At 35.5% G+C, this 24,652-nt stretch carries 21 protein-coding genes; 11 read left to right on the top strand and 10 right to left on the bottom strand.

What is annotated here, in order from left to right:
- Positions 1-45: 45 nt before the first annotated feature.
- Positions 46-1,185 carry a hypothetical protein gene (locus tag CBR30_05610; GenBank protein PMQ01478.1) on the bottom strand — a complete coding sequence of 380 codons (1,140 nt, stop codon included), beginning with the start codon at positions 1,183-1,185 and terminating at the stop codon, positions 46-48.
- A gap of 172 nt (positions 1,186-1,357) precedes the next feature.
- Positions 1,358-2,164 (bottom strand): endonuclease IV, encoded by an 807-nt coding sequence (locus CBR30_05605; protein PMQ01477.1) that lies wholly within the window; start codon positions 2,162-2,164, stop codon positions 1,358-1,360.
- 121 nt (positions 2,165-2,285) lie between these two features.
- Here CBR30_05605 and CBR30_05600 point away from each other — a divergent pair, with 121 nt between their 5' ends.
- Both CBR30_05600 and CBR30_05595 read left to right on the top strand, forming a co-directional pair.
- Positions 2,286-2,666, top strand: a complete 381-nt coding sequence (locus CBR30_05600) for a hypothetical protein (GenBank protein ID PMQ01476.1) — start codon at positions 2,286-2,288, stop codon at positions 2,664-2,666.
- 189 nt (positions 2,667-2,855) lie between these two features.
- Positions 2,856-3,212: a hypothetical protein gene (locus tag CBR30_05595; protein PMQ01528.1), complete on the top strand. Its 357-nt coding sequence runs from the start codon at positions 2,856-2,858 to the stop codon at positions 3,210-3,212.
- A 1-nt stretch (position 3,213) separates the two neighbouring features.
- On the opposite strand, the gene CBR30_05590 is transcribed toward CBR30_05595, so the two are convergent.
- Positions 3,214-3,942 (bottom strand): hypothetical protein, encoded by a 729-nt coding sequence (locus CBR30_05590; protein PMQ01475.1) that lies wholly within the window; start codon positions 3,940-3,942, stop codon positions 3,214-3,216.
- 89 nt (positions 3,943-4,031) lie between these two features.
- Here CBR30_05590 and CBR30_05585 point away from each other — a divergent pair, with 89 nt between their 5' ends.
- Positions 4,032-5,387, top strand: a complete 1,356-nt coding sequence (locus CBR30_05585) for a Trk family potassium uptake protein (protein PMQ01474.1) — start codon at positions 4,032-4,034, stop codon at positions 5,385-5,387.
- Position 5,388: 1 nt separating this feature from the next.
- Positions 5,389-6,087 carry a potassium uptake system protein gene (locus tag CBR30_05580; protein ID PMQ01473.1) on the top strand — a complete coding sequence of 233 codons (699 nt, stop codon included), beginning with the start codon at positions 5,389-5,391 and terminating at the stop codon, positions 6,085-6,087.
- On the opposite strand, the gene CBR30_05575 is transcribed toward CBR30_05580, so the two are convergent.
- Together CBR30_05575 and CBR30_05570 are read right to left on the bottom strand one after the other, a co-directional pair.
- Positions 6,084-6,497 (bottom strand): (Fe-S)-binding protein, encoded by a 414-nt coding sequence (locus CBR30_05575; GenBank protein ID PMQ01472.1) that lies wholly within the window; start codon positions 6,495-6,497, stop codon positions 6,084-6,086. The two genes, CBR30_05580 and CBR30_05575, sit on opposite strands and share 4 nt — an antisense overlap.
- Positions 6,494-7,717, bottom strand: coding sequence for a hypothetical protein (locus CBR30_05570; protein ID PMQ01471.1), 1,224 nt, complete (start codon positions 7,715-7,717; stop codon positions 6,494-6,496). The genes CBR30_05575 and CBR30_05570 overlap by 4 nt, the downstream gene beginning before the upstream one ends.
- A gap of 234 nt (positions 7,718-7,951) precedes the next feature.
- On the opposite strand from CBR30_05570, the gene CBR30_05565 reads away from it, so the two are divergent.
- From CBR30_05565 to CBR30_05535, 7 genes are read left to right on the top strand one after another with little or no spacing between them, the layout of a single operon-like run.
- Positions 7,952-9,112, top strand: a complete 1,161-nt coding sequence (locus CBR30_05565) for an NADH-dependent alcohol dehydrogenase (GenBank protein PMQ01470.1) — start codon at positions 7,952-7,954, stop codon at positions 9,110-9,112.
- 12 nt (positions 9,113-9,124) lie between these two features.
- Entirely contained in the window at positions 9,125-10,807 is a 1,683-nt protein-coding gene (gene ilvD / locus CBR30_05560) for a dihydroxy-acid dehydratase (GenBank protein ID PMQ01469.1), read from the top strand.
- A gap of 24 nt (positions 10,808-10,831) precedes the next feature.
- The gene (locus CBR30_05555; protein PMQ01468.1) at positions 10,832-11,809 is read left to right on the top strand and encodes a methylcobamide--CoM methyltransferase; all 978 of its coding nucleotides are present in this window, start codon (positions 10,832-10,834) and stop codon (positions 11,807-11,809) included.
- Positions 11,806-12,834 (top strand): methionine synthase, encoded by a 1,029-nt coding sequence (locus CBR30_05550; GenBank protein PMQ01467.1) that lies wholly within the window; start codon positions 11,806-11,808, stop codon positions 12,832-12,834. Before CBR30_05555 ends, CBR30_05550 begins: the two co-directional genes overlap by 4 nt.
- Positions 12,835-12,836: 2 nt before the next feature.
- Positions 12,837-15,932: an alpha-mannosidase gene (locus CBR30_05545; GenBank protein PMQ01466.1), complete on the top strand. Its 3,096-nt coding sequence runs from the start codon at positions 12,837-12,839 to the stop codon at positions 15,930-15,932.
- Between the two features lie 36 nt (positions 15,933-15,968).
- Complete coding sequence (locus CBR30_05540) at positions 15,969-17,168, top strand: hypothetical protein (GenBank protein ID PMQ01465.1); 1,200 nt, start codon at positions 15,969-15,971, stop codon at positions 17,166-17,168.
- Positions 17,169-17,184: 16 nt separating this feature from the next.
- Positions 17,185-19,233 carry a beta-galactosidase gene (locus tag CBR30_05535; protein ID PMQ01527.1) on the top strand — a complete coding sequence of 683 codons (2,049 nt, stop codon included), beginning with the start codon at positions 17,185-17,187 and terminating at the stop codon, positions 19,231-19,233.
- Positions 19,234-19,265: 32 nt separating this feature from the next.
- Here the strand turns inward: CBR30_05535 and CBR30_05530 are convergent, their stop codons facing one another.
- The 5 genes from CBR30_05530 to CBR30_05510 are packed head-to-tail and all read right to left on the bottom strand — an operon-like array spanning position 19,266 to position 24,652.
- Positions 19,266-20,351, bottom strand: coding sequence for a 4Fe-4S ferredoxin (locus tag CBR30_05530; GenBank protein PMQ01464.1), 1,086 nt, complete (start codon positions 20,349-20,351; stop codon positions 19,266-19,268).
- Positions 20,352-20,392: 41 nt separating this feature from the next.
- A complete protein-coding gene (locus CBR30_05525; protein PMQ01463.1) occupies positions 20,393-21,022 on the bottom strand; it encodes a DNA lyase in 630 nt (209 codons plus the stop codon).
- Positions 21,023-21,027: 5 nt separating this feature from the next.
- Entirely contained in the window at positions 21,028-22,641 is a 1,614-nt protein-coding gene (gene mviN / locus CBR30_05520) for a murein biosynthesis integral membrane protein MurJ (protein PMQ01462.1), read from the bottom strand.
- Complete coding sequence (locus CBR30_05515) at positions 22,638-23,648, bottom strand: aminopeptidase (GenBank protein PMQ01461.1); 1,011 nt, start codon at positions 23,646-23,648, stop codon at positions 22,638-22,640. The genes mviN and CBR30_05515 overlap by 4 nt, the downstream gene beginning before the upstream one ends.
- Complete coding sequence (locus CBR30_05510; GenBank protein PMQ01460.1) at positions 23,645-24,652, bottom strand: peptidase M42; 1,008 nt, start codon at positions 24,650-24,652, stop codon at positions 23,645-23,647. Before CBR30_05510 ends, CBR30_05515 begins: the two co-directional genes overlap by 4 nt.

Here is a 24,652-nt window from a genome sequence, read left to right as displayed (position 1 = left end):
AATAAAAAAGCCCCCCAAAATTGGGGGGCTTAGGAGTTTCAGAAATTAGAAGGAGACGGAAATAACGTTCTCTACTCTGAAGTCTGTTGGTGCTACATTATCATACCAATATACTCCATCTCCATCAGCATCGGTAATATCATAATTCTTGTATACTCTGAACTCATTGTTTGCTGGACCTACTGGTGTGACTAACTTAGCAAATAATGCGAAATCAGCTTTAGCTGTGTCATATCCTGCTCCAGCAGAAAGAGTTCCAACAGGTAAGCCCTTGCTTACTGTTCCATATCCGAAGAATTTTCCAGTATATTCTCCGTATAAAGTTACATTTGGAATGGTAGTTACTGTTGCGGATACTTTATAGGTTTTATCTCCTTTATACTGTCCATATAAAGATACACCAGAAACTGGAGTTAATGTACCGCCAACAATCCAATTAGGAGCGACAGATGCATACTCTCCAAATACGCTAACCATTGAAACTGGTGTTGCGCTTGCGCCAAATGCATAAGAATTTGTTCCATGATCACTTACAAATAATCCGTAGAATGTAACTGGTGCAAAGCTTCCATCTGCTCTTACTGCAAATACTCCCTTTGTATAAGTGAGAGCATCAGTTTGATCTGGTTTGTATCCAACAGTAACCTTTACTGGTGCATTAACTACTACACCAATACCATCTTGTCTTTTTAATGGTTGTTTTACTAAATTTGTCCCGCCAACAGAAAGTGTTCCTCTATTTAGAGATAGATCTACGAGCCCTGCTATGCCCTTAAAAGTTAGACGGCCAGTAGTAGTAAAACTATTATTAACATTTGTAACTACTGTTTTTGTAGCTGTGTGAACAACTGGTATGGCACCAGTATAGGTATTACCGCTACTATCTGTATATGTTGTAACTGTATATGTTACGTCAGTAACATATGTTATATCTTCAGTAGTGACACTTACCGAACTAACATCAGAAACAGCATCAATTTCTGCAACAATGTTTCCTACAGTTTTATTATCTCCAGAAAGACTAAATTTAAGGCTTAAACTTGCAGAAGGTACAAAGGTTACTGGCCATGGAGAAAGTTGTGATTTGAAGCTTAAGGAACCAGAAGCAGATGTTGTTACTGTGATAGCTGCAAATGCAGGAACCACAAGAAGAGCAAGAACCAATAAATAAACTAATTTTTTCATTTCTCTTTGACCCCCTTAGGTTTTATAATTTTTTTTATAAATTTTTTTGAAGAAAACTCCCTGGCAAGTAAGCGTTTACTTCCCTTGCCAGTTACGCTTTCTTCATTTGGCAACCTAAGGTCTGTTCACCTCCTTTCTTGCCATGAAGAAAGCTAACTGATAGTTATTTTACCTAAAAAATTAATCTTGTCAAGATCTCTCTAACTTTTTCTAAATTTTTCAAGTCCGCCTTTTGACTATCCTTTGGGGTTTCCAATATAAATGGTATATTTAAGTCTATAGTTTTTTCCAGGATATAAAAAAATCCATCTTCTCCAATCTTTCCTCTTCCAATATGCTCATGTTTATCCTTTCTACTTCCTAAAGGGTAAAAGGAGTCGTTTAGATGAATAAGAGAAAATCTTTCCGTAGGGATTGCTGAAAAGAATATATTAAAAGTTTTATTGCATGAGTTTTTATTTCTAAGGTCATAACCTGCAGAAAAAAGATGGCATGTATCAAGGCAAAAATAAACAGGAAATTCTTTATGTATTGAAGCAAGATCTTCTACAGAGCTTCCCCATCCATCATAAAGTCCTGAACTATTTTCAATTATTAATTTCTTTTCTCCTTTATAATTGAGAAAGATATATTCTAAAGCCTTAAAGAAATTAGATTTTGCCTTCTCCTTTCCTCCTCCTTTACTACTTCCTGTATGTACTACAACTCCTTCCCAGTTCTTTTCATCACAAATTCTAAGCTCCTCTATGATTAATTTGCAGGAGAGCTCAAAAATTCTTTTCTCTGGTGATGCCAAGTTAACTACGTATGGTGCATGAATAAAAATAGGGGAGATGAAAAAGTCTGGAAGAGGTTTTTTCGATAGGGAAAAACTTCTTGGATTTTGAGCAAAGATTTGGGCAGTATTTATTTTTAATTCCTCTATAATTTCAGATATATTTTTATCCCTATATAAGTGTACTCCTAATTTTACTTCCATGTTTTAATTTTATACCTATTTTAAAAGGCTATCAAAGAAATTTTGATTAAAATTATTGACAGAAAAATTTATATTTTATAAAATTAAAATTGAAAATTATAAAGAGGAGATTTATAAATTTATGGCCCATAAACTGCCAAGATGTCCTATATGTGGAAGAGAGATGATTATAACAAGGCTTAAATGCCCAAGGTGTAACATTACCATTGAGGGAGAATTTTGGGTAGGAAAGCTTGCCTCTCTCTCTCAAGAGGAACAGGAGTTTTTGGAACTTTTTCTAAGAACTCGGGGAAATGTGAAGGAGATGGAAAGGATATTAAGACTTTCTTATCCCACAGTAAGAAGTAGATTAGACAATATATTAAGATCCATAGGACTTCCTCCTATCGAGGAAGAGATTAAGACAAAGGCTCAAGAGGTTATAGATAAATTAGAAAGGGGAGAGATCACGGTTCAAGAAGCCCTAAAGATTTTAGATGAGGAGAAGAAAGAGGAGGAATGATATATGAGGGGGAAGGTAATTTTAGCTGTAATTTTGATTGCTCTTGGTATCTCTCTTACTGCCAAGTATTTTGGTATTCCATTTCTTAGTGATCTTTGGAAACTTTGGCCTCTTATCTTTGTTTATTGGGGTGGAAGAATTTTATATAACTCTTACAAATGGGAGAGAGAAAGGAGGAAGAGGGAAAAGATGAGAGAGGAAAGGTATAGAATTTTGAAGATGATTGAAGAAGGAAAGATAAGCTCAGAGGATGGAGAGGAGCTTTTAAAAAAATTAGAGGAGAACTATGATTTTAAGAGTAGTGAGAAAAGACTTTTAAGAATATATATAGAGGAGGAAGGAGTAAATAGAGTTAATATTACTATTCCCTTATCCTTTTTAAAATGGGGCTTAAAATTTGCTAATAAATATTCTGTACAATATGGAGGGGTAGATCTTTCACCTGAAGAGATAGAAAAAATATTAAATGATCCTGATTTTAGGGGGAAAATTGTGGATATTCAATCAGATGAGGATTCTACAAGGGTTATTGTAGAAATAATATAGTTTAGAACTTGATTATTTCATATTTCCCCCAAATTCCAAGGTGTTTTTCTAAGATGATTATTACTTGGTGAACTTGGGGAAAGCTTTTAGCAAATTCTATTCCTAAATTTATATCTTCAGGAGTTTGTATCATATTTCCTACAGCTGTGGCAAGGGCATCAGAAAATATGGTAGAGTCAGATACAATTACTACTGCATCCGCCTTCCCAAAGCTTAAGGATGGTCCAACGGTTGCAGAAGAGGTGCATATGCCAAGAGTAGAATCTTTTGGAATGAGAAGTCCCAGTTTGTTGCTCCAGGGAGATTTTCCTGCAAAGATGGCAACCCTTCTTTCCTTCTTTGTGCTTAAGAAAATATCTCCCCCATTTTCTACAATGACCTGCGAAGTATATTTTAATAGATCTTTTCCTACAAATTCCGCTATTGCGCCTGCAACACTTGCCATGGGACCTACTCCTGCCTTTTCTGCCCAATAGGACATCTCCTTTGCAATCTGAGGTGCATTGGGAAGAACTTTGTGGGGTTCTAAGGTTATTTGAAAAATTGGATCAATTTTAATATATTCTTCTAATTCCTCTCTGTAATATTCTAAAATTCTTTTTGCTTCCTTTTCTAAATTTTTTTCTGCTAAAATGTAAAGGTCACTTTCCTTTATTTTTACGGTAAATCCAATAAGGTCTTCCGCTTTCATATATTTTCTATATTCTCTTCTTACATACTCATTTGACATTTTAAGACCTCGGTAATAAAATTATTGTCGTTTAGAATTTTGAAATATTATATTATGAAAAGAGGTGTAACTGAAGCTTGTTTAATTATATGAGTAGTTTAGAAGCAGGTTTATCTCCTATAAAAAGGGGAACTCCTGCAGGTTTTTTTGTTCGTAGTTTTTTGTTTGTAATCCTTACTGGTACTTTTCTCTTGATGCTTCCTATTTCTTCAAGAAGTGGTAACTTCACAGATTTTGTAACTGCTTTGTTTACTGCCACTTCTGCCACTTGTGTAACAGGTCTTGTGGTTGTAGATACGGGTACCCACTGGTCCCATTTTGGTCATTTAGTTATCATGTTGCTTATACAAATAGGTGGATTAAGTTATGTTGTGCTTGTTACTTCACTTATGCTCCTTTTAAATAGAAAGATACCATTAAGAGAAAGAATAATGATACAATTTTCCTTGAATGCTTTATCTTTAAGAGGTATTGTTAGGTTTTTAAAGGGAGTTCTCATTACAGTTCTTTCTGTTGAGGGTTTAGGAGCTTTACTACTATTTTTTGTTTTCATCCGAGATTATCCTCTTATTAAAGCTATTAAGTTCGCTGTCTTTCATTCTGTTTCTGCTTTTTGTAATGCAGGATTTGATCTAATTGGTGGATTTAGAAGTTTTACAGGATATGTGGATGATATTTTATTAAATTTGACAATCACATCCCTGATTATTATAGGTGGTATCGGTTTTTTGGTTATTTATGACATTTATCAAAAACTTACTAAAAAGAAGAATCATTTAGCCCTTCATTCAAAAGCTGCCCTTCTAACTACTTTATTCTTAATTGTTATAGGTACAATTATGATATTCATTTTAGAGTATAACAATACTTTGAAACCTCTATCTTGGAAGGGAAAGATATTAGGAGCATACTTTCAAAGCGTCACTCCAAGAACTGCTGGATTTAATACTTTAGATATTGGCAAGATGAGACCTGCCACTTGGCTTTTTTTAATTCTTCTCATGTTTATAGGAGCATCACCAGGAGGAACTGGAGGAGGTATAAAAACCGTTACTTTTTTAGTTCTTTTACTAAGTGTTTATACTACTATATTGGAAAGAAAGCATGTTCATTTCAAGAATAGAAGCATTAATTGGGAAACGGTTAAAAGAGCTTGGGCAGTTTTCTTCTTCTCTTTGAGTTTAGTAATTCTTTCTTGGTTTTTGTTGCTTCTTACAGAGCCTTTTGAGCCTTTAAAGATTCTATTTGAAGTAGTATCTGCCTTTGGAACTGTTGGGCTTTCTACTGGAATAACTCCACAGCTTTCAACCTTTGGAAGGTTGGTAATTACTTTTACTATGTTTTTGGGAAGAGTTGGCACGGTAACTGCAGGTCTTGCACTATTAAGCTTTGTAAATCATAAGAAAACTGTAGATTATCCTACAGAGGAGGTAAGCGTAGGTTAATATGAAGTCACTATTTTATAAAAGTGCTATTTCAGGGGAGAGATTTCATGATTTTGGAGTTATTGGGCTTGGTAGGTTTGGTTCTGCTTTGGCTATTACCTTGGAAAGATTAGGGGCTTCTGTTCTTGCCATAGATATGGATGAGGAGAGGGTAGAAGGAATAAAAGATTATGTTTCTTATGCTAAAGTTGTGGATGCTACAAATATAAATGCTTTAAGGGAGGCAGGAATACAGAATTGTGATGTAGTAATAATTGCTATTGCCAATGATATTCAATCTTCTGTTCTTGCTACCTTATTAGTTAAGGAATTAGGAGTTAAGTATGTAGTGGCTAAGGCTGTTAATGAAGCTCATGGCAAAATTTTAGAAAAGATTGGGGCGGATTTAGTTGTTTATCCAGAAAGACAAATGGGCGAGATTTTAGCTCAAAAACTTGTGGTTCCTAATATAATAGATTTTATGGAGCTTTCTGGTAATGTAAAAGTGTTTGAGGTAAAACCAACTCCATCTATGATCGGTAAAAATATTGAGAGTCTTCAATTACGTAGAAAATATAGTTTATCAATCCTTGCTATTCATCGAGGTGGAGATATCATTGCAAATCCCCACCCCGATGAAATAATCAGAGAAGAAGATATTCTTTATATTGTAGGGACCTTAGAAAATGTAAATAAACTTCTTTCCATAGAGAATATTTAAATAACTAACCTTATCTCCATTGCTTTGTAGGGACAGATCTCAACGCATATCCCACAGGTGGTACATTTTTGGGGATCAAAACTAACCATATAGGTTTTTTCGTCCCTTTGTAAGGCTTTAGTAGGGCAATAGCTTACACAATAACCACAATGGGTACATCTTGTCTCATCCCATATTACATCTTGAGACAAAGGCTGGATCTTTACTTCTAATTCTTTCAAATACTGGATTCCTTTTTGAAAGTTCTCTTCCTCTCCAGTAATTTCTAAGACCATTACTCCTTCCTCATCTGGAGTTATTGTTGCCTTAAGAATGTTGAAATCTAAATCAAATTTCCGGACCAGATTAACTATTACAGGCTTGTCCGCTAAATGTTTTGGAAAATGGAGCACAATTCTTTCAGTCCTCATTTCTCTTTTACCTCCTCCTTTATTTCTCTCCCAGAGAAGGGCTTAAATTTAATTCCTGATTCTGGTCCGGGAATGGGGGCAGATGGTTTTGTTAATAGGAATTTTCCAGTCTTTATCCAATCCTTTAATATGTTGGCAATCTCTCTTGCTTTTACATAACTGGAGAGGGGACTTGTAGGTACTTTTTTCCCTAATACTTCAATCTCTCCACTTCTTAGTTGTTTGTATGTTACTTCTGTAATTATGTCAGGTTCTCTATTTGGATAGGTAGAGCTATAGTCTACTACAGGGGCATAAATTTCATCATCACTTATAGATGTGTAGAAGGCTATTTCTTCATCCAAAATAGGAATAGGCACTCCAATACCTACTGCAAGAGATACCCCATAGCCTTTCATGCTTACTCCTCTTAGCCATTTAGGACTCATTCCTTTTAGATCTCCTATTACTGCAAGGGTGCCAGCTCCTACCTTTGGGACACCTCTTTCAGTTCTTGGAACATTAGGATTGTGTTGAGTTCCATGCCATGCTACATATCCTATTCCTCCTCCTAAGAATATCTTTGTTCCTATCCCAATAGTTTTATAAAAGGGATCATTTAGAAGAGGAGAAAGCTGTCCTGCACTACTATAGTTGGCATTACCAAGTTTTGGTTTTAAAAATCCCATATACGTATAGATAGGTCTATTCGATAGGTTTACTGCAACATTATAATTTTGATAGGCATTTCTTATATTGAAGAGGACTGCTTCGTTTAGATCGTTTATTGTAATATAAGCATTAAGACTTTTCCTTGGATAGCAGTCTGTACCATAGGCAGTAGCTGTTAATAGTATTTCTTTCCCAGAAACTAAGTCTTCTATAACATGTCCACCGCCATATTCAAAATCTCCTGGATAGTATCTATTTCTTGGATCATCATCGGGAAGAGCATTTGCTCCTAAGAATAGGTCTGCTGCAGCAAAACCTGCATAGGCGGGCACATTATTTAGATATACCTTTCCTCCTCCAAGCTTTATTCTTGGTTTAGTATGCCCTATATTAAAATATATACCTGAGGAACACATAATACCAAAGGTGCCAGTGGTAACTACATCTACCTCTTTTGCTGCTTTTTCTACTCCCTTCTCTCTTACTATATCAATCATTTCCTCCGCTGTAACAACTACTGCTTTACCCTCACGAATTTTCTCATTAATCTCTTCAATGGTTTTTGCCATTCTAATACCTCCCTTTCAAGTTTTTTGTTATATTTATTGCTCTGAAATGCCCTTTTCGGGCAAGGCATGATCCATACCACTGTCACCACCTCCACTATCCCTTTTATAATTTTTAAGTTGGAATTATACCAAAATACTCTGAATTAAGCAAGAATAATTTTAAAAATTTTAATCTTGTATTATCATAATTATTACCATATAATTTTTAAAATTTGAAAGTAAGGAGGGAAAAAAATGAGAAATTTTGTATTTCATAATCCGACAAAGATAATTTTTGGAATAGATGCAACCAATGAGGTAGGTAAGGAGACAAAGTTATATGGAGATAAAGTTTTATTAGTGCTTGGGCAAGGAAGTATTAAAAAAATTGGGCTATACGATAGAGTAGTTTTCCTACTTAGACAAGAAAATATTAAAATTTTTGAGCTGGAAGGGGTAAAGCCAAATCCCAGAGTAGATTTAGTAAGAAAAGGTATTGAAATGGTTAGAGAAAATAATATTAATTTTATCTTAGCTGTAGGAGGAGGAAGTGTAATAGATACAGCAAAGGCTATTTCTGCAGGGCTCTCTTATGAAGGTGATGTATGGGATCTATTTAAAAAGAGAATTCCAATAAAGCCATCTATTCCTATAGGTACAGTATTAACTCTTGCAGCTACAGGTTCGGAGATGAATGGAAATGCAGTTATATCTAATATGGAGACTGAGGAAAAATTAGCTATATCAAGTCCATATCTATATCCAAAGTTTTCCATATTGGACCCCAAAAATACCACAACAGTTCCCTTAAACCATACATTGTATGGAATTGTAGATATACTTTCCCATGTTTTTGAACAGTATTTTGATAAAGTGTCTGATGCGATACTTCAAGATAGATTTGCAGAGGCAATAATGAAGACTGTTATTGAAACTACTCCTAAATTAATTCAAAATCCTGAGGATGTGGAGGCGAGAGGAGTTATTCTTTGGTGTGGGACTAATGCCCTAAATGGAATAATTGGGGTTGGTAAAGAGCAAGATTGGGCTACCCATGCTATAGAACATGCCATAAGTGCCATATATGATATTCCGCATGGACTTGGACTTGCAATAGTATTCCCACATTGGATGAAGTATGTGATTGATGAAATTCCATGGAAGTTCGCACAATTTGCGAGAAATGTATGGGGAATTACAGATGAGGGAAGTGATTATGAGATAGGGTTAAAAGGAATAGAAAAATTAATAGAGTTTTATGAGAGCATTGGGGTTCCTACAAAACTTTCAAAGGTAGGTATAGATGATTCTCGTTTGGAAGAGATGAGTGAAAAGGCTGTTATGTTTGGACCTATTGGAAATACAAAGAAATTATATAAAGAGGATGTGCTAAATATACTAAGAATGAGCTTATAGTGAGGGAGGTAAATGAAATTGAGAAGTGATAGTGTTAAGAAGGGATTAGAAAAGGCTCCTCATAGATCTTTGTTCTATGCTATGGGATATACCCCGGAGGATTTAGAGAAACCTTTAATTGGGGTTGTAAATTCTGGAAATGAGATGATCCCAGGACATGTACATCTGGATATAGTGAGTAGATATGTAAAAGATGGAATTTTACAGGCAGGCGGAACACCAATGGAATTTAGAGTTATTGGTATATGTGATGGTATTGCAATGGGACATAAAGGAATGAAGTATTCTTTAGCTAGTAGGGAGCTAATTGCAGATTCTATAGAAGCAATGGTAGAAGCTTATCAACTTGATGGAATTATACTAATAACAAACTGTGATAAGATAGTTCCAGGTATGCTTATGGCAGCAGCAAGATTAAATCTTCCCTCTTTGATATTAAGTGGTGGTCCTATGTTGGCGGGAAGATGGAGAGGAATGGATGTAGATTTAATTAGTGTGTTTGAAGGTATTGGAAAAGTTAAGGCAGGTACTATGAGAGAAGAAGAATTATACGAATTGGAGCAGTATGCATGTCCTGGATGTGGCTCTTGTTCTGGTATGTTTACTGCAAATACCATGAATTGTTTGAGCGAAGCCCTTGGGATAGCTCTACCCTTTAACGGTACTCTTCCTTTTGCCTATGATGGAATGAGAAAAAGATTATCTAAAGAGGCTGGGAAAAGAATAGTACAGTTGGTAAAAGATAATATTAAGGCAAGAGATATATTAACAAGAGAAGCCTTCGAGAATGCTATAGCAGTAGATATGGCTCTTGGTGGCTCTACCAATACTGTTCTTCATCTTCTTGCTATAGCGAAGGAGGCAAAGGTAGATTTGCCTTTAGATGTCTTTCAGAGGATTAGTGATAGGACTCCAAATATTTGTAAACTCAGTCCCGCTTCTTCCCAGCATATTCAGGATCTTCACGAGGCTGGAGGTATTCCTGCAGTATTGAAAGAGCTTTTGAAAGGTAATCTCATAGAGCCAAATGCTTTAACGGTATCAGGGAAGACCATTGGAGAGATTGCAAAATCCGCAGAAATTAGAGATAGAAATGTTATAAAACCATTGGAGGAGCCTTATGCGAAGGATGGAGGTATAGTTATACTTTATGGCAATTTGGCACCAGAAGGAGCAGTAGTTAAGAAGTCCGCAGTAAGTCCCAAAATGTTAAAACATGAAGGACCTGCAAGGGTTTTTGACAGTGAAGAATCTGCAATTAAAGATATTTATGGGGGTAAGATTAAGAGGGGAGACGTAGTTGTAATAAGATATGAAGGACCAAAGGGAGGACCAGGAATGAGGGAAATGTTGGGACCCACATCTGCTCTGGCAGGTATGGGACTTGATGAGGATGTCGCTCTTATCACGGATGGAAGATTTTCAGGAGGAAGCAGGGGATCTGCTATTGGACATATTTCTCCAGAAGCAGCAGAAGGAGGTCCAATTGCTCTATTAAGGGATGGAGATATCATTGAAATAGATATACCTGGAAGAAGATTGAATGTAAAAGTTAGTGATGAAGAATTGGAAAATAGAAGGAAAAATTGGAAGCCTGTTAAAAAAGAAATAGAATTTTCCTATCTTAGAAGGTATGCAAAGCTTGTAACTTCTGCTAGTAAAGGTGCTGTATTAAGGGATATTTATGAAGAATAATATTTAAGTAAAAGGAGGATGGGCATGATTATAACAGTTGTTGATCATTATCCTAAAATTCCTAATCCACCAAGAGAGGCAAAATTGAGAAAGGCTATTCATGCTTATGATCAAGGTAAGATTAGTAAAGAGGAACTGGAGAGGGTTTTTGATGAGGTTACGAAAGAGGTTATAGAAGAGCAGATCTCTGCAGGAGTAGAATTAATAACTGATGGACAGATAAGATGGGAGGATGGTCAGAGTTATATTGCTAAAAAGCTTGATGGAATAGAGATTGGAGGACTTTTCAGGTATTTTGACAATAACACCTATTATAGACAGCCCGTTGTGGTAGGAAAAATAAAATGGAGAGAGCCAATTATTTTAGAAGATTGGAAAAGGGCTCAAGATTTTGCAAAGAATGTGCCCGTTAAGGCTGTATTAACAGGACCATATACATTGGCAAGATTAAGCAGAGATGAATATTATAAAAGCATAGCGGAATTGAGTAATGCATATACTGACGCTCTAATAGAGGAGGTAAAGCTTTTAGACAAAGAGGGAGTAAAGTATTTACAGTTTAATGAGCCTTCTATTTTATACTATCCAGAAGATTTTGATCTACTGGTAGATATTTATAACAGGATAAGAAGGTACTTTAGTGGTAACTTAGCTATATACACCTATTTTTATACTGTTTTACCTTTGAGAAAGGAGATATCAAGGCTTAATATAGATACCTTTGGGATAGATTTTGTATCAAGAAAGGAAAATTTTGAAATATTGAGGGATTTTCCTAAGAATTTGGCTCTTGGATATGGAATTGTGGATGCAAGGAATACAAAGTTGGAGACCCCAGAACAGATAAAAAGTTTAGTGGAAAAAGCATTAGAGTATGTTCCCGAAGAAAGGCTTTTTGTTAATCCCAGCTGTGGATTAGAGTATCTACCGAGAGAAAGAGCTTATGAAAAGCTTGTAAATTTAGCAAAAGGAGTAAATTTGGTAAGAGGTGAAAGAAGATGAAGGAGATAAAATTACCTATATTACCTGTTACAAGTGTGGGAAGTTTTCCTAAGCCAGATTATTTGGTTAAGGCAAGAAATCAGTATGCTAAAGGTCTCATTTCTTATTCCACATTGCATGAGCTGGAATTGAAAGCAACAGAAGAGGTTATAAGGATGCAGGAAGAAATTGGAGTAGATGTATTGGTCCATGGAGAGATGGAAAGAGGAGATATGGCAACATATTTTGCAGAGAACTTAGAGGGATTTACTATAAGTGGGCTTGTTAGATCCTATGGGAATAGATATTACAAAAAGCCAATAGTTATTGGAAAGGTGAAAAGAACAAAGCCAATTACAGTGGATATGTTTAAGTTTGCTCAAAGCCTAACTAAAAAACCAGTAAAGGGGATGTTGACAGGTCCTTACACTATTGCGGATTGGTCCTTTAATGAATATTATGATAATAAGAGGGATTTAGTTTTGGATCTTGCGGAGATCATTAATCAGGAGGCTTTAGATTTGGAAAAGGCAGGAGCTTTGTTTGTTCAAATTGATGAGCCTGCAGTTCCTACCCATCCTGAGGAAATTGACATTGCAAAGGAAGCCTTTAAAATAGCCACAAGGGGACTTAGAAGTTTTATAATAACCCATATATGCTATGGAGATTTTAGACCTATATGGAAGGATGTTGTTAACTTTCCAGTTCATCAGTTTGATTTAGAGTTTACAAACAATTATGACAAGCTTTATCCTCTTATAGAAAGTTTTGGATTTCCTAAGGAAAAATTTGTTGGGCTCGGAGTAGTAGATGTGCATTCTCATAGGATAGAGAGTGTAGAAGAAATTAAGGATAGAATTAGAACTGCCTTAAAATATTTTAGACCAGAACAGATTTTTGTTGACCCTGATTGTGGACTTAAAACAAGGACTTGGGAAGAAGCTCGTGCCAAAATGGAGAATATTGTTAAGGCTGTAGCGGAGATAAGGGAAGAGCTAATAAAAGAAGGATATCCCTCCGAGATAACTATTAAATTAGGGGATTAGTTATGGATAATTATGAATATATTTTGAGGCAGTGGGCACATTGGTTGGATGAGCTTTATGCTTATACTGTAATTTATAGAGCGGGTATTGAGGATTGGTTTTTCAGTGATGAGAAAAGCGCCCTTTATGATTCCTCTTTCCATTGGAAAAGGATAAGGGTGGGAGATTATTGGAATAGTGAGAAGTTTCCTGTATGGTTCTATACCAAGCTTTCCTTGCCAAAAAATATTTATGAATCTCCTGTTTATCTCTCCTTGGATTTTGGAGGGGAGGCACTTTTATACGTAAATAGCTCTCCTAAGGGTGGCTTAAATATCTATCATAAGGATATTCTTTTAACAGTTGACCCAAAAAGGGAGGAAAGTTTTGAACTTTTGGCAGAGGTTGTACCAAAAGGACTGTTTGGAGAACACCAGTATAGTCCTAAGTTTAATAGGGCGGAAATATATCAGAGGGATGAGGAGTTATACTCATCCTTTCTTTCCTTTTATACTTTATGGGAGCTCATTAAAAGTACCAATATAAGAGAGCTAAAAAGAGAGTTAATGAAGCTAATGGAAAATGCTTTTAGAGAGATTGAGCTTCCATCCTCCTTTGATGTCTTTTCTAAAATTGCTAAGGAAACCCGTATTTTGAAGAATGAATTAAATAAACTTTGGAATCCACCTAAATTCTCTGATTCTTATTTTCAACTACCAAAGGAGATAAGGGAAAAGATCATTCAAGAAGGAAATAAGTTGAAAGAAGAATTGAAAAGGTTAAGAAGTAAATATCCTGTAAATGGTAAAGTATATGCTTTTGGACATGCCCATATTGATTATGCATGGCTTTGGCCCAGAAAAGAAACTATAAGGAAGGCAAAAAGAACTTTTTCCACGGTTTTATCTCTAATGGAAGAATTTAGAGATTTTAAATTTTTGCAATCCTCAGCTCAACTTTACAAAGATATTAAAGAGGAGGAGCCAGAGCTTTATAAGAAAATTAAAGAAAGAGTAAAAGAGGGCAGATGGATAGTAGAAGGAGGAATGTGGGTTGAGAGTGATTGTCAGATAATAGGAGGAGAGACCTTAGTTAGAGAATTTTTGTATGCCCAAAGGTTTTTTGAAAGAGAATTTGGAAAGAAATGTAAAGTAGCTTGGCTTCCTGATACCTTTGGATTTAATGCTAATCTTCCTCAGATATTAAAAAAATCAGGGATAGATTATTTTGCAACTACAAAGCTCACTTGGAATGAGACTAATAGATTTCCTGTGGACCTATTTTATTGGAAGGGTATAGATGGAACAAAGGTTAAGGCTCATATATTTTGTAAGAAAAGTGGATATAATTCCACGATGGATATAAAAGAAATTCTTGATAATTGGGAAGATTTTGATCAAAAGGATATTTATCCATCTACTTTATACTCCTTTGGATATGGGGATGGTGGAGGGGGACCTACAAGAGAGATGCTGGAAAGGTGGGAAAAGATAAAGGATCTTCCTGGAATTCCTCAAGTTATTATGGAGTCGCCATTAAGGTTTTTTGAGGAAGCTCCAGATATTCTTCCCACCTATTTTGGGGAGCTTTATTTAGAACTTCATAGAGGAACATACACTACCCAAGGTAGAATAAAAAAGTTAAATAGGGATGTTGAAAATCATCTTATACTTTTAGAGTCATTGAGCACTCTTTCCTTCTTGAAATCAAATAATTATAAAGACTTGAGTGGTCTTTGGGAAAAATTCTTGAGAAATCAATTTCATGATATACTTCCAGGCTCATCTATTAGAGAAGTTTATGAAGATACAGAGAGAGAATTAAGGGAAATATTAAGAGAAGAAGCTTTGCTTCCACAAATAGTGGGGGATAGTTTGATACTTTTTGTTTATAACTCTACATCCTACCCACAGCCTTTAAAGGTGGAGATTGATTTAGATGAAAATTTGGCTGTCTATACAGAGAATGGAAATATAATTCCTTCTCAAAAGGGCGAAAAGAGGCTGATTTATTCCCCTGAGATTGAAATACCTCCTCTAAGTTATATTACTCTTCCTATAAAAGAAAAGAAGGATTGTAATATTATTTCTGACCTTATATTAAGAGATAATGAGATAGAAAATTTATATCTTATCCTTAAGGTTAATAGTGATGGTACCATTCAAGTTTATGATAAGGAAAGGAAAAGGGAAGTTTTTGAAGGAAGGGGAAATCAAATTTGGGCTTATCCAGATAGACCAAGAAGCTGGGAGGCTTGGGATATAGCTTTAGATTATGAAAAATATGGTAAAGAGGTAAGCAAGGTAGAAAGTATTAATGTGGTTGAAAAAGGACCTTTAAGGGCAAAGATAGAGGTTGTTAAAACCTTTGGAAATTCTACAATAAAACAAAGATATGTGGTTTATTCAAAGACTCCCAAGATAGATATAGAGACAGAAATATTATGGAATGAGAAGAGAGTGATGTTGAGAGCTTTATTCCCATTAAATATCAATTCATATATTTGTCATTATGAGATACCTTATGGAATTTATTATAAACTTACCCATGAGAATACCTCTTGGGATAAGGCAAAATTTGAGTTTCCAGTGCAAAGATTTATTAATTATTCTCAAGGTGATTTTGGAATAAGCTTGTTAAATAATGGGAAGCATGGACATAGCATTAAGGAGAATATTTTAGGATTAACTCTTCTAAGGTCTCCTGCCATTCCTGATTTCTATGCAGACTTAGGAGAACATAAATTTATCTATTCCATTTTATTACATGGTAGTGATTGGAAGAGGGATTGTATTAAGTTTGCAGAAGAGTTAAATAGACCTTTATTTGCAAAGGTTTTAAAGGGAAAGGTGACGAAGGAAACCTTCATAAATTGGGATGCTCCCAATATTGTATTTTCCGCTTTAAAAAGGTCTGAAGATGGGGATGGAATTATACTGAGATTTTCGGAATATTTTGGATGGGAGAGGGATATAGAACTTGAATTTTCATTCTCTGTAAAGAGGGCTTATGAATGCAATTTACTAGAGGAAAATATCAGGGAACTTCCTATTGATGGAAGAAAGATAAAAATAAAAGTAAAACCCTTTGAATTAAAAACTATAAAAATTGTTATATAATGATGGTAAAAATGTTTGTTTTATTGGGAGGTAGCAATGGCAAATTTAGCAATCTTGGGAGGAAAGCCTGTTAGAGAAAAGCCTTTTCCATCTTGGCCTATATTTGATGAGAGAGAAGAGAAGATATTAATTGAGGTATTGAGAAGTGGGAAGTGGGGAAGGGTAAACGGTAAGAAAAATGAGGAGTTTGAGGAAAAATTTGCCAGGTATCATTCTGCAAAATTTGGTATTACGTGTACTAATGGCACTGCTGCCTTAGAGATTGCATTAAGAGCAATGGATATAGGACCTGGTGATGAGGTGATTGTTCCAGCATATACCTTTATTGCTACCGCGAGTGCAGTTCTCATGGTAGGTGCAAAGCCTGTTTTTGTAGATATAGATCCTGAAACTTATAATATAGATACAAAAAAAATTGAGTCCGCTATAACCTCTAAGACAAAAGCAATTATTCCTGTGCATCTTGCTGGTTGTCCTGCAAATATGGACGATATCCTAAATATTGCTAAAAAATACAACTTAAGAGTGCTTGAGGATGCTGCCCAAGCTCATGGTGCTGAATGGAGGGGCAAAAAAGTAGGGGCTCTTGGTGATATGGGGATTTTTAGCTTCCAGTCCTCAAAAAATATGAATGCAGGAGAGGGCGGTATAATCCTTACTAATGACGAAGAGCTTGCGGAAAAGGCGTGGTCCTATATGAATGTGGGAAGGTCAAAAAAGGGAGAATGGTATATGCATTATTATCTATCAGGTAACTATAGATTAACAGAGTTTCAGGCAGGAATATTACTGGCACAATTGGAAAGATTAGAAGATCTAATGAGAATAAGGGAGGAAAATGCAAAATATCTAACAGAGAAGTTAAGAGAGGTAGAAGGTGTAGAGCCTTTAAAGGTAGATGACAGAGTTACGAGACATGCCTATCATTTATACATCTTTAGATACAATCCTAAATATTTTAAAGGACTCTCTAAGATGGATTTTGTTAAGGCGATGAATGCGGAGGGGATACCTTTAAAGCCAGGTTATACGGTACCTTTGTATAAATTGCCTGCCATAAAAAATTCTATAAAGGGAGCTTATGAGAACGTATATCTTCCTGTTACAGAAAAGGCATGTCAGGAGGAGGGGGTATGGTTTTCTCAGAATGTTTTATTGGGAACGAAAGAAGATATGGATGATATTGTAAAAGCCATAAGGAAAATTCAGGAAAATATTGATGAAATTATATCCTGAGAAGGGAGTGGATTTGATGATTAATCCTAAACTGCCTCAGATTTGGTATGGAGGAGATTATAATCCTGAGCAGTGGCCTAAAGAGGTATGGGATGAGGATGTTAGATTATTTAGGCTTGCCAATATAAATATAGCAACAGTTAATGTTTTTAGCTGGTCATTAATACAACCTGCTGAAGATAAATATGACTTCTCTATGCTTGACGAGATAATAGATAAGCTTTGGAAGAATGGTATTTATATATGTCTTGCTACTTCTACAGCATCACAGCCCCATTGGATGTCTGTAAAATACCCTGAAGTTCTTCCTGTTGATATAAATGGATTGAAAAGGTCCCATGGAGGAAGAGTAAACTTCTGTCCCAATAGTGAAGTATATAGACATTTTGCAGTAAAATTAGTGGAGAAGCTGGCGGAAAGGTATGCCAATCATCCTGCTCTTCTTATTTGGCATATAGCAAACGAATATGGCACTTATTGTTATTGTGAAAATTGCGAGAGAAAGTTTAGAGAGTGGCTAAAAAATAGATATAAAACCTTAGAAGAGTTAAATAAGAGATGGTATACCTCTTTCTGGGGACAGACCTATTATGATTGGAATGAGATTCCTGTTCCAACTTTGAGAAATGTACTTTTCCATCATTGGTTAACAGGGAAATTGTCTACTGTAGCTCAGGGATTGGTATTAGACTATTATAGATTTATGTCAGAAAGTATTTTGGAATGTTACAAATTAGAGTATGACGCAGTAAAAAAATATAATCCTAATATTCCTGTAACAACAAATCTAATGGGAACCTTTAAGCCTCTTAATTATTTTGAATGGGCAAAGTATATGGATGTGGTTTCTTGGGATAATTATCCTTTTGTAAATGATGATTATATAAGTGTTGCTTTTAGGCATTCTCTAATGAGAGGATTAAAACAAGGAATGCCTTTTATGTTGATGGAACAGACACCAAGCCAGACAAATTGGCATCCCTACTGTTATATTAAAAGACCAAAAGTTATGAGACTTATGAGTTATCAGGCAGTAGCTCATGGAGCAGATACTGTTATGTTTTTCCAATTGAGACAGTCAAGGGGTGGTCCTGAAAAGTTTCATGGGGCAGTTATATCCCATGCAGGGCATGAGAATACGAGAGTATTTCAGGAAGTAAAAGAATTGGGAGAGGAATTAAAGAATTTAGGGGATACTCTTCTTGATAGTAGAGTAAAAGCTCAAACTGCAGTCCTATTTGATTGGGAGAATTGGTGGGCTTTAGAGAATGCTCAAGGTCCAAGTACAGCTATAAGCTATGTGGATGGAACTGAGAAATACTTCCGTGCATTACATGAGAATCAATTAGGTGTGGATGTTATTGGTGTTGAGGATAATTTTGAGAAGTATAAGATTATAGTTGCTCCTCTTCTATATATGACAAAGGAGGAATGGGTAAAGAAGATAGAAGATTTTGTTAAGAATGGTGGTATATTTATCACCACAACCTTAAGTGGGCTTGTAGATGAAAATGATTTAGTAATTTTGGGAGGATATCCAGGACTTTTAAGAAGGCTTTTGGGAATTTGGGTGGAGGAGTTTGATGCTCTACCTCCTGAGGTATGTAATGAGATAGTAATTGAGGATGAGTATAGAAAATATTTCCCAAAGGATTATTATACCTGTAATATTGTTTTTGATGTAATTCACTTGGAAGGAGCAAACTCTATAGGTTATTATAAAAAAGACTACTATCAGGGAAAACCTGTAGTAACTTTAAATAAATTTGGTAATGGATATGCATACTATATTGGCTCAATGCCTGATAATGAGTTTTTGAAGGATTTTATCAAGTTTGTATCAGAAAGACATGGAGTAAAGCCTCTATTTGAAAACATCCCTTATGGAGTTGAGATTACTCAAAGGGTTAAGGACAATATTACATATACCTTTGTATTAAATCATTCTGATGAGAAACGTAGAATAAATATTGGTAATAAAAAGATAGACTTACTGAGCAATAAGGTGTACGAGGGAGAAATTGAGCTAAATCCAAGAGATGTATTAATTTTAAAAGAGGAGTAGAGCAATAGGGGGCGGGTAGTTAATCCGCCCCTTTATTTAAGCATCTTCAATTCATACTTTCTACTTCCTAATCCTATCTCTTCTGCATACTTTAATTGTACAGTCCAATCAATATAAGGATGAATTGCTCTTAGTTTATCTTCTCCAGGATTTAGGTTGCTTGTAAGGGCAGTGTCTTTCAAACCTATCTGTTGATTTATTAAGTCCACAGAAGCTTGATCTATAGCAACAATATCATGGCTTCCCAATATTCCTATATCGGGAACAATGTTTGCATCATGCCAACCAGCACAATCACAGTCTGGACTAACATCCATTACAAAGTTGATAAAAGCATACTTCGGCTCTTTTTGCTTTAGCATACCATAAGTAAACTCCACCATTTTTTCTTGTAATCCAATAGCAGATTCATTCCATAGTATTTTTATAGCGGATGTAGGACAGACCACTGCACACTCACCACATCCTATACAAAGATCTGGACGAGATAGCACAGATTTTTTATTTACTAAGGATAAAGCTCCTGTAGGACAATGCTTTACACATCGAACACAACCGATACAGAGTTTTGGATCAGGATCAGGCTTGAATTGAGCATGTTGCATCTGCTTTCCAGATCTTGGAGCAGCTCCCATACCAACGTTTTTAATAGCTCCTCCAAATCCTGCGGACATATGCCCTTTTACATGGGAAAGGGCAATTAGAAAGTCTGCGTCATGCACGGCTCCTGCAACTCTTATTTTTTTTAAATTTTTCAGATTTACTTCTACCTCTTTAAAATAATCTCCATATATACCATCCGCTATTATTAAAGGTGCCCCTGTAGAAGAGTAAGAAAAGCCATTGTATATGGCAGATTCTAAATGGTCTACAGCATTGGCACGTCCCCCTTTATAAAGGGTATTGGCATCTGTTAGAAATGGCTTTCCTCCTAATTCTTTTACAACTTCTACTACTTGTCTTACAAATATCGGTCTTATAAAAGCATGGTTTCCTGGTTCCCCAAAGTGTAATTTAATAGCTACTATGTCTCCTTTTTCCATACGTCCTTCCAATAGAGTTTTTGTTAATCTTTTTAATCTTCTTAATAGGGACTCATGTTCATTGCGGGCTCTCATAGATAAGAAATATACCGTGCTCACAAGGCTCCCCCCTTTCCTTATTTTTCCACCTTACCTTTTATTAAATACCAAATGTAAAGGTCTGTTTCACCTGGTTCCTTTCCAAATCTATATGATAGATCGAAAAATATTTTTTCAATCTCTAAATATCTTTTTTCTGTCCATCCTTTAGGAATCTCTGGTATTAATCCTTCCTCCCATAAGGTTCTTAAAATATGCTTGTCTAAAATGGCAACTTGTAAATTTCCTGTATTTCTCAAAAAATGACTTGCTTCTTTCCAGCCTATACCTTTTGCATTTTTTACCAGATATTTTCTTCCCTCATGGGTAGGCAAAGAAATTATCTCCCTAATTTTACCAATTAGTTTTCTATTCTCAACAATAAAATTACTTCTTGCTCTTGCAAATCTATGACCTACTTTTAGAAGTTCCTTCTCTAATTCTTCCTTAGTTAGATTAACAAAATTATTAATTCCAAGCAATTCTTGGGCTTTTATTCCTCTTCCTGCGGACCAATTTGCTGTCAGTACACAAAAGCTTAGCTCAGAAAATAGCTCCTCCTCTGTACCAAATTCTCCCAACTTTTTAAATTGAGCTATTCTCTCATCTACCAATGGTTTTGCTTTTTCTTCTATTTCTCTTAGCTTAGTTATTATATCTTTACCCATCAAGTTTATATTTTAAATCCTATTAATTGGGACAAATAATTTAAATTCTTCTTTATAATTGAGAAGATCTTTTTAGACTCTTCTATTTGATATTTCAAACCTAAGATAAAGTATATTAATGCGGAAAAACCAACAGCAGAAAGCAGGGAAATAGCAAGCCCAATCTGATTCTTAGGAAGAATCAAATAAAGCCCTTTATAAATAAAGAGTGCCAAGATGCTTATAAATATTCCCCAGATGGTGAAGAGCTTGATTTTTTCTTTTAGATCTTTACCAAAGGGATCAGAAATTTTTTGTTTTATGGAATTTATTAGTAGAAGTGTAGATATTATAGATGCACAGGATGTTGCAAGGGCAAGACCCATATGAGCTAAAGGCTTTATAAATAATGTGTTTAAAATTATATTCGATATAAGTGCAATAACAGAATTTACTACAGGAGTTTTAGTATCATGAAGAGAGAAGAAAACTCTCACAATTATTGTGTTTATTGACATAAAAGGAAGACCTAAGGAATAAAATATTAGTGATTCTGAAGTTCTTTTCGTAGCATATGCATCAAAGAGTCCTCTTTGGAAAGCAAGCTCTACAATAGGCTTACCAAGAAAGATGAAACCAAAGGTTGCTGGAATAATGAGGAAAAGTACTGCCCTTATACTCTTTTCCATGGATGTTTTTAATAAATCCAAATTTTCGTTTTGGGCGGAGAAGGCAAACTCAGTATACATTGCTGTGGCAAGAGCATTTATAAAGAGATTGAAAGGAAGTTGATAAAGCCTGCTTGCATAATTTAGAGCGGATATTCCTCCTTCAGGCAAAAAGGAGCCAAAGATTCTATCTACAGCCATGTTTATTAATCCTATGCTTTGACCTAAAAAGATGGGAGTTATGAGGATAAGGGCTTTTTTCATGCCTGGATATTTGGGATCGATTTCCCATCTAAGTGAAAAACCTATCTTCGATAGATAAGGTAGTAAAAGAATGTATTGGAATATTACATTTGCAAGGGTTCCCCAAGCAAGGATATAGACTCCAAGATATTTATGAAGGACGAAAATAGAAAGAATAAAGATGAGATTTCCTAATACACCTGCCAAATTAGGAATTATAAAGCTTCTATGTGCGTTATATAGTCCTGTTAAAATTCCATAGGTGCCCCAAAAGATTATTCCTGGAAGCATAATGTAGGAAAGATTAATGGCAAGGTTTTTAGTCTCTAAATTAAAACCTGGAGCAAGAATATAAATAATTATAGGAGATAAAATATAGGAAATTATTGTTACAAGGAGGAGAATAATAAAAATTGTGGATAATAAAATGGATACAAATTTTTCTGACTCCTCTTTCCCGTATTTTTCTTTCCATTCCGCATAAAGAGGAATAAAGACAGAAGACAGGGCTCCTGCAACGAGCCCTGCTAAAATATTTGGGAGAGCATTGGAAACTACGTAGGCATCGGTAAATTTCTTTGCTCCAAAGAATGCTGCGATCATCATCTCCCTTAGGAATCCTAAAAATCTACTGAAAAGTCCTAATAAGGTGATAATTATGGTTGCTTCAGTTACACTTTGTCTTATAAATAACCTTTTAAGATGGTTTATAACACTTTCTTTCTTCATAAAAGATTCTCCTTGCTTTCTGCTAATATTGTTAGTAGTTTTACAGCATTCATTACGTCATTTATATCCGCCATTTCATGGGGAGAATGTACGTATCTTGTAGGAATAGAAAGGGTTCCGCTAACTATTCCTTCTCCCGTTGTCTGGATTACTGCTGCATTTGTTCCTCCCCTCAATAATATTTCTCTTTGATAGGGAATATTATTCTCCTCTGCAATCTTAATGAGTTTTTCAACAACCTTTCTATGGCTAATAGATGCGCTGTCTTTAATTTTGATGGCAGGTCCCTTTCCTAAAACAAGAGACATCCTTTTATTTCCCTTTGGGGTATCTGAGTGGGCAGTAACATCTACAGCAATCGCCATGTCAGGTTTTATATTGAAGGCTACGGTACTTGCCCCTACAAGCCCCATTTCCTCTTGTACTGTAAAGGTAGCGTAAAGATCATGATAAGGTTTTGCCTTCCTCAAAACCTCTATAATTACTGCACACCCTATTCTATCATCTAAGGACTTTGATACAATTCTATCTCCTAAATCTATGAAAGGAGCATAGTATCCTCCAAAGGTTCCTGGAGGAACCAACTTTTCTGCAGATTCTTTATCCTTTGCTCCAATATCCACGAAAATTTTGTCAAAGGTTAAATCCTTCATGTTTTTGCTTAGCTCATCATAGGTTTCCCCCTCCACTCCAACAACTCCTAATACATTGGGAAATTGAATGGTAGTACCTAATAAGTTGTAGGGAGAAACTCCTCCGATAGCTTCTATCCTTATGAATCCATTTTCATCTATGTAAGTGGCGATTACTCCAATCTCATCCATATGGGCATCAAGAAGCAATTTCTCTCCACTTACTCCCTTTTTCCAAACTATTAAATTGCCTAATTTGTCTATCTCATAACCATCTATGAAGCCCTTTAACTCTTCCAATATTACTTCTCTTATTCTATCTTCTCTTCCACTAATAGAAGAGGTTTGGGTAAGTTTCTCTATTAAATCTTTCATTCTTCAACCTCCTTTTCAAGGATTGTAGAAAGAAGTTTTAATGTATTCTCGTAATCGGATAGGTTTATAACTCCTAATGGAGAATGAATATATCTTGATGGAATGGATATTACTAAGGATGGTGCACCAGAAGCAAGGGCAATAGGGCGGGCATCGGTCCCCCCTACAGTTCTTCTTTTTATCTGATATGGGATTTTATGCTCTTTTGCCATTTTTACTGCAAAGTTAAAAAGTCGCTCATCGTTTACATAGCCAGAATGGGCAGGAGTAATTACTGGACCTTTTCCAAGCTCTGTAGATCTTCTGTCTTTTGGAAATTCTGGATTATCTCCTGATGTGGTAGTCTCAATTACAAAGGCATAATCAGGATTTATTCTCTCTGCAGAGATTCTTGCTCCTCTTCCCCCTATCTCTTCCTGAACTGAGAAAACAAAATAGGTAGTATAGTAAAGGTCTAAATTCTTATCAATTAGATCCATAAGTATTGAACATCCGCCTCTATCGTCTATAGCTTTTCCAGAGAACCAATTCCCATTAATAATAGGTTTTGTTGAAAAAGCCACGTAATCTCCTATTTTTACTTTAGACTCTGCATCAGATTTTTTATTAGCTCCAATATCAACCTTGATTTCATTGAAGCTTGGCACATTTTCAATATCATCCCTTTGGAGATGTACAGGTTTGTATCCTATAATTCCAGGTATTTCTTTATCTCCTACTAATACTTTTTTCCCAAGAACAGCTCTAACATCTACTGCACCAAGAGGTATAATGCTCAATTTTCCATCTTCTTCAATATTGCTTACCATAAATCCCACTTCATCCATGTGGGCACATATCATAAGCTTTTTCTCGCTTTTTCCCTTTTTCCATAAAATTAAATTTCCTAATATGTCTTCCTCGACCCCATCCACTTTATCCTTCATCTTCTCCTTTATAAACTCCCTTACTTTCTTCTCGTATCCAGAAACCCCACTAATTTCCGTTAGCTCTTTTAAATACAA

Source organism: Dictyoglomus sp. NZ13-RE01, assembly GCA_002878375.1.
Classification (GTDB): Bacteria; Dictyoglomota; Dictyoglomia; order Dictyoglomales; family Dictyoglomaceae; genus NZ13-RE01.
Note: the sequence above shows the minus strand (reverse complement) of the source record. Positions and strands in the feature narration are given on the sequence as shown.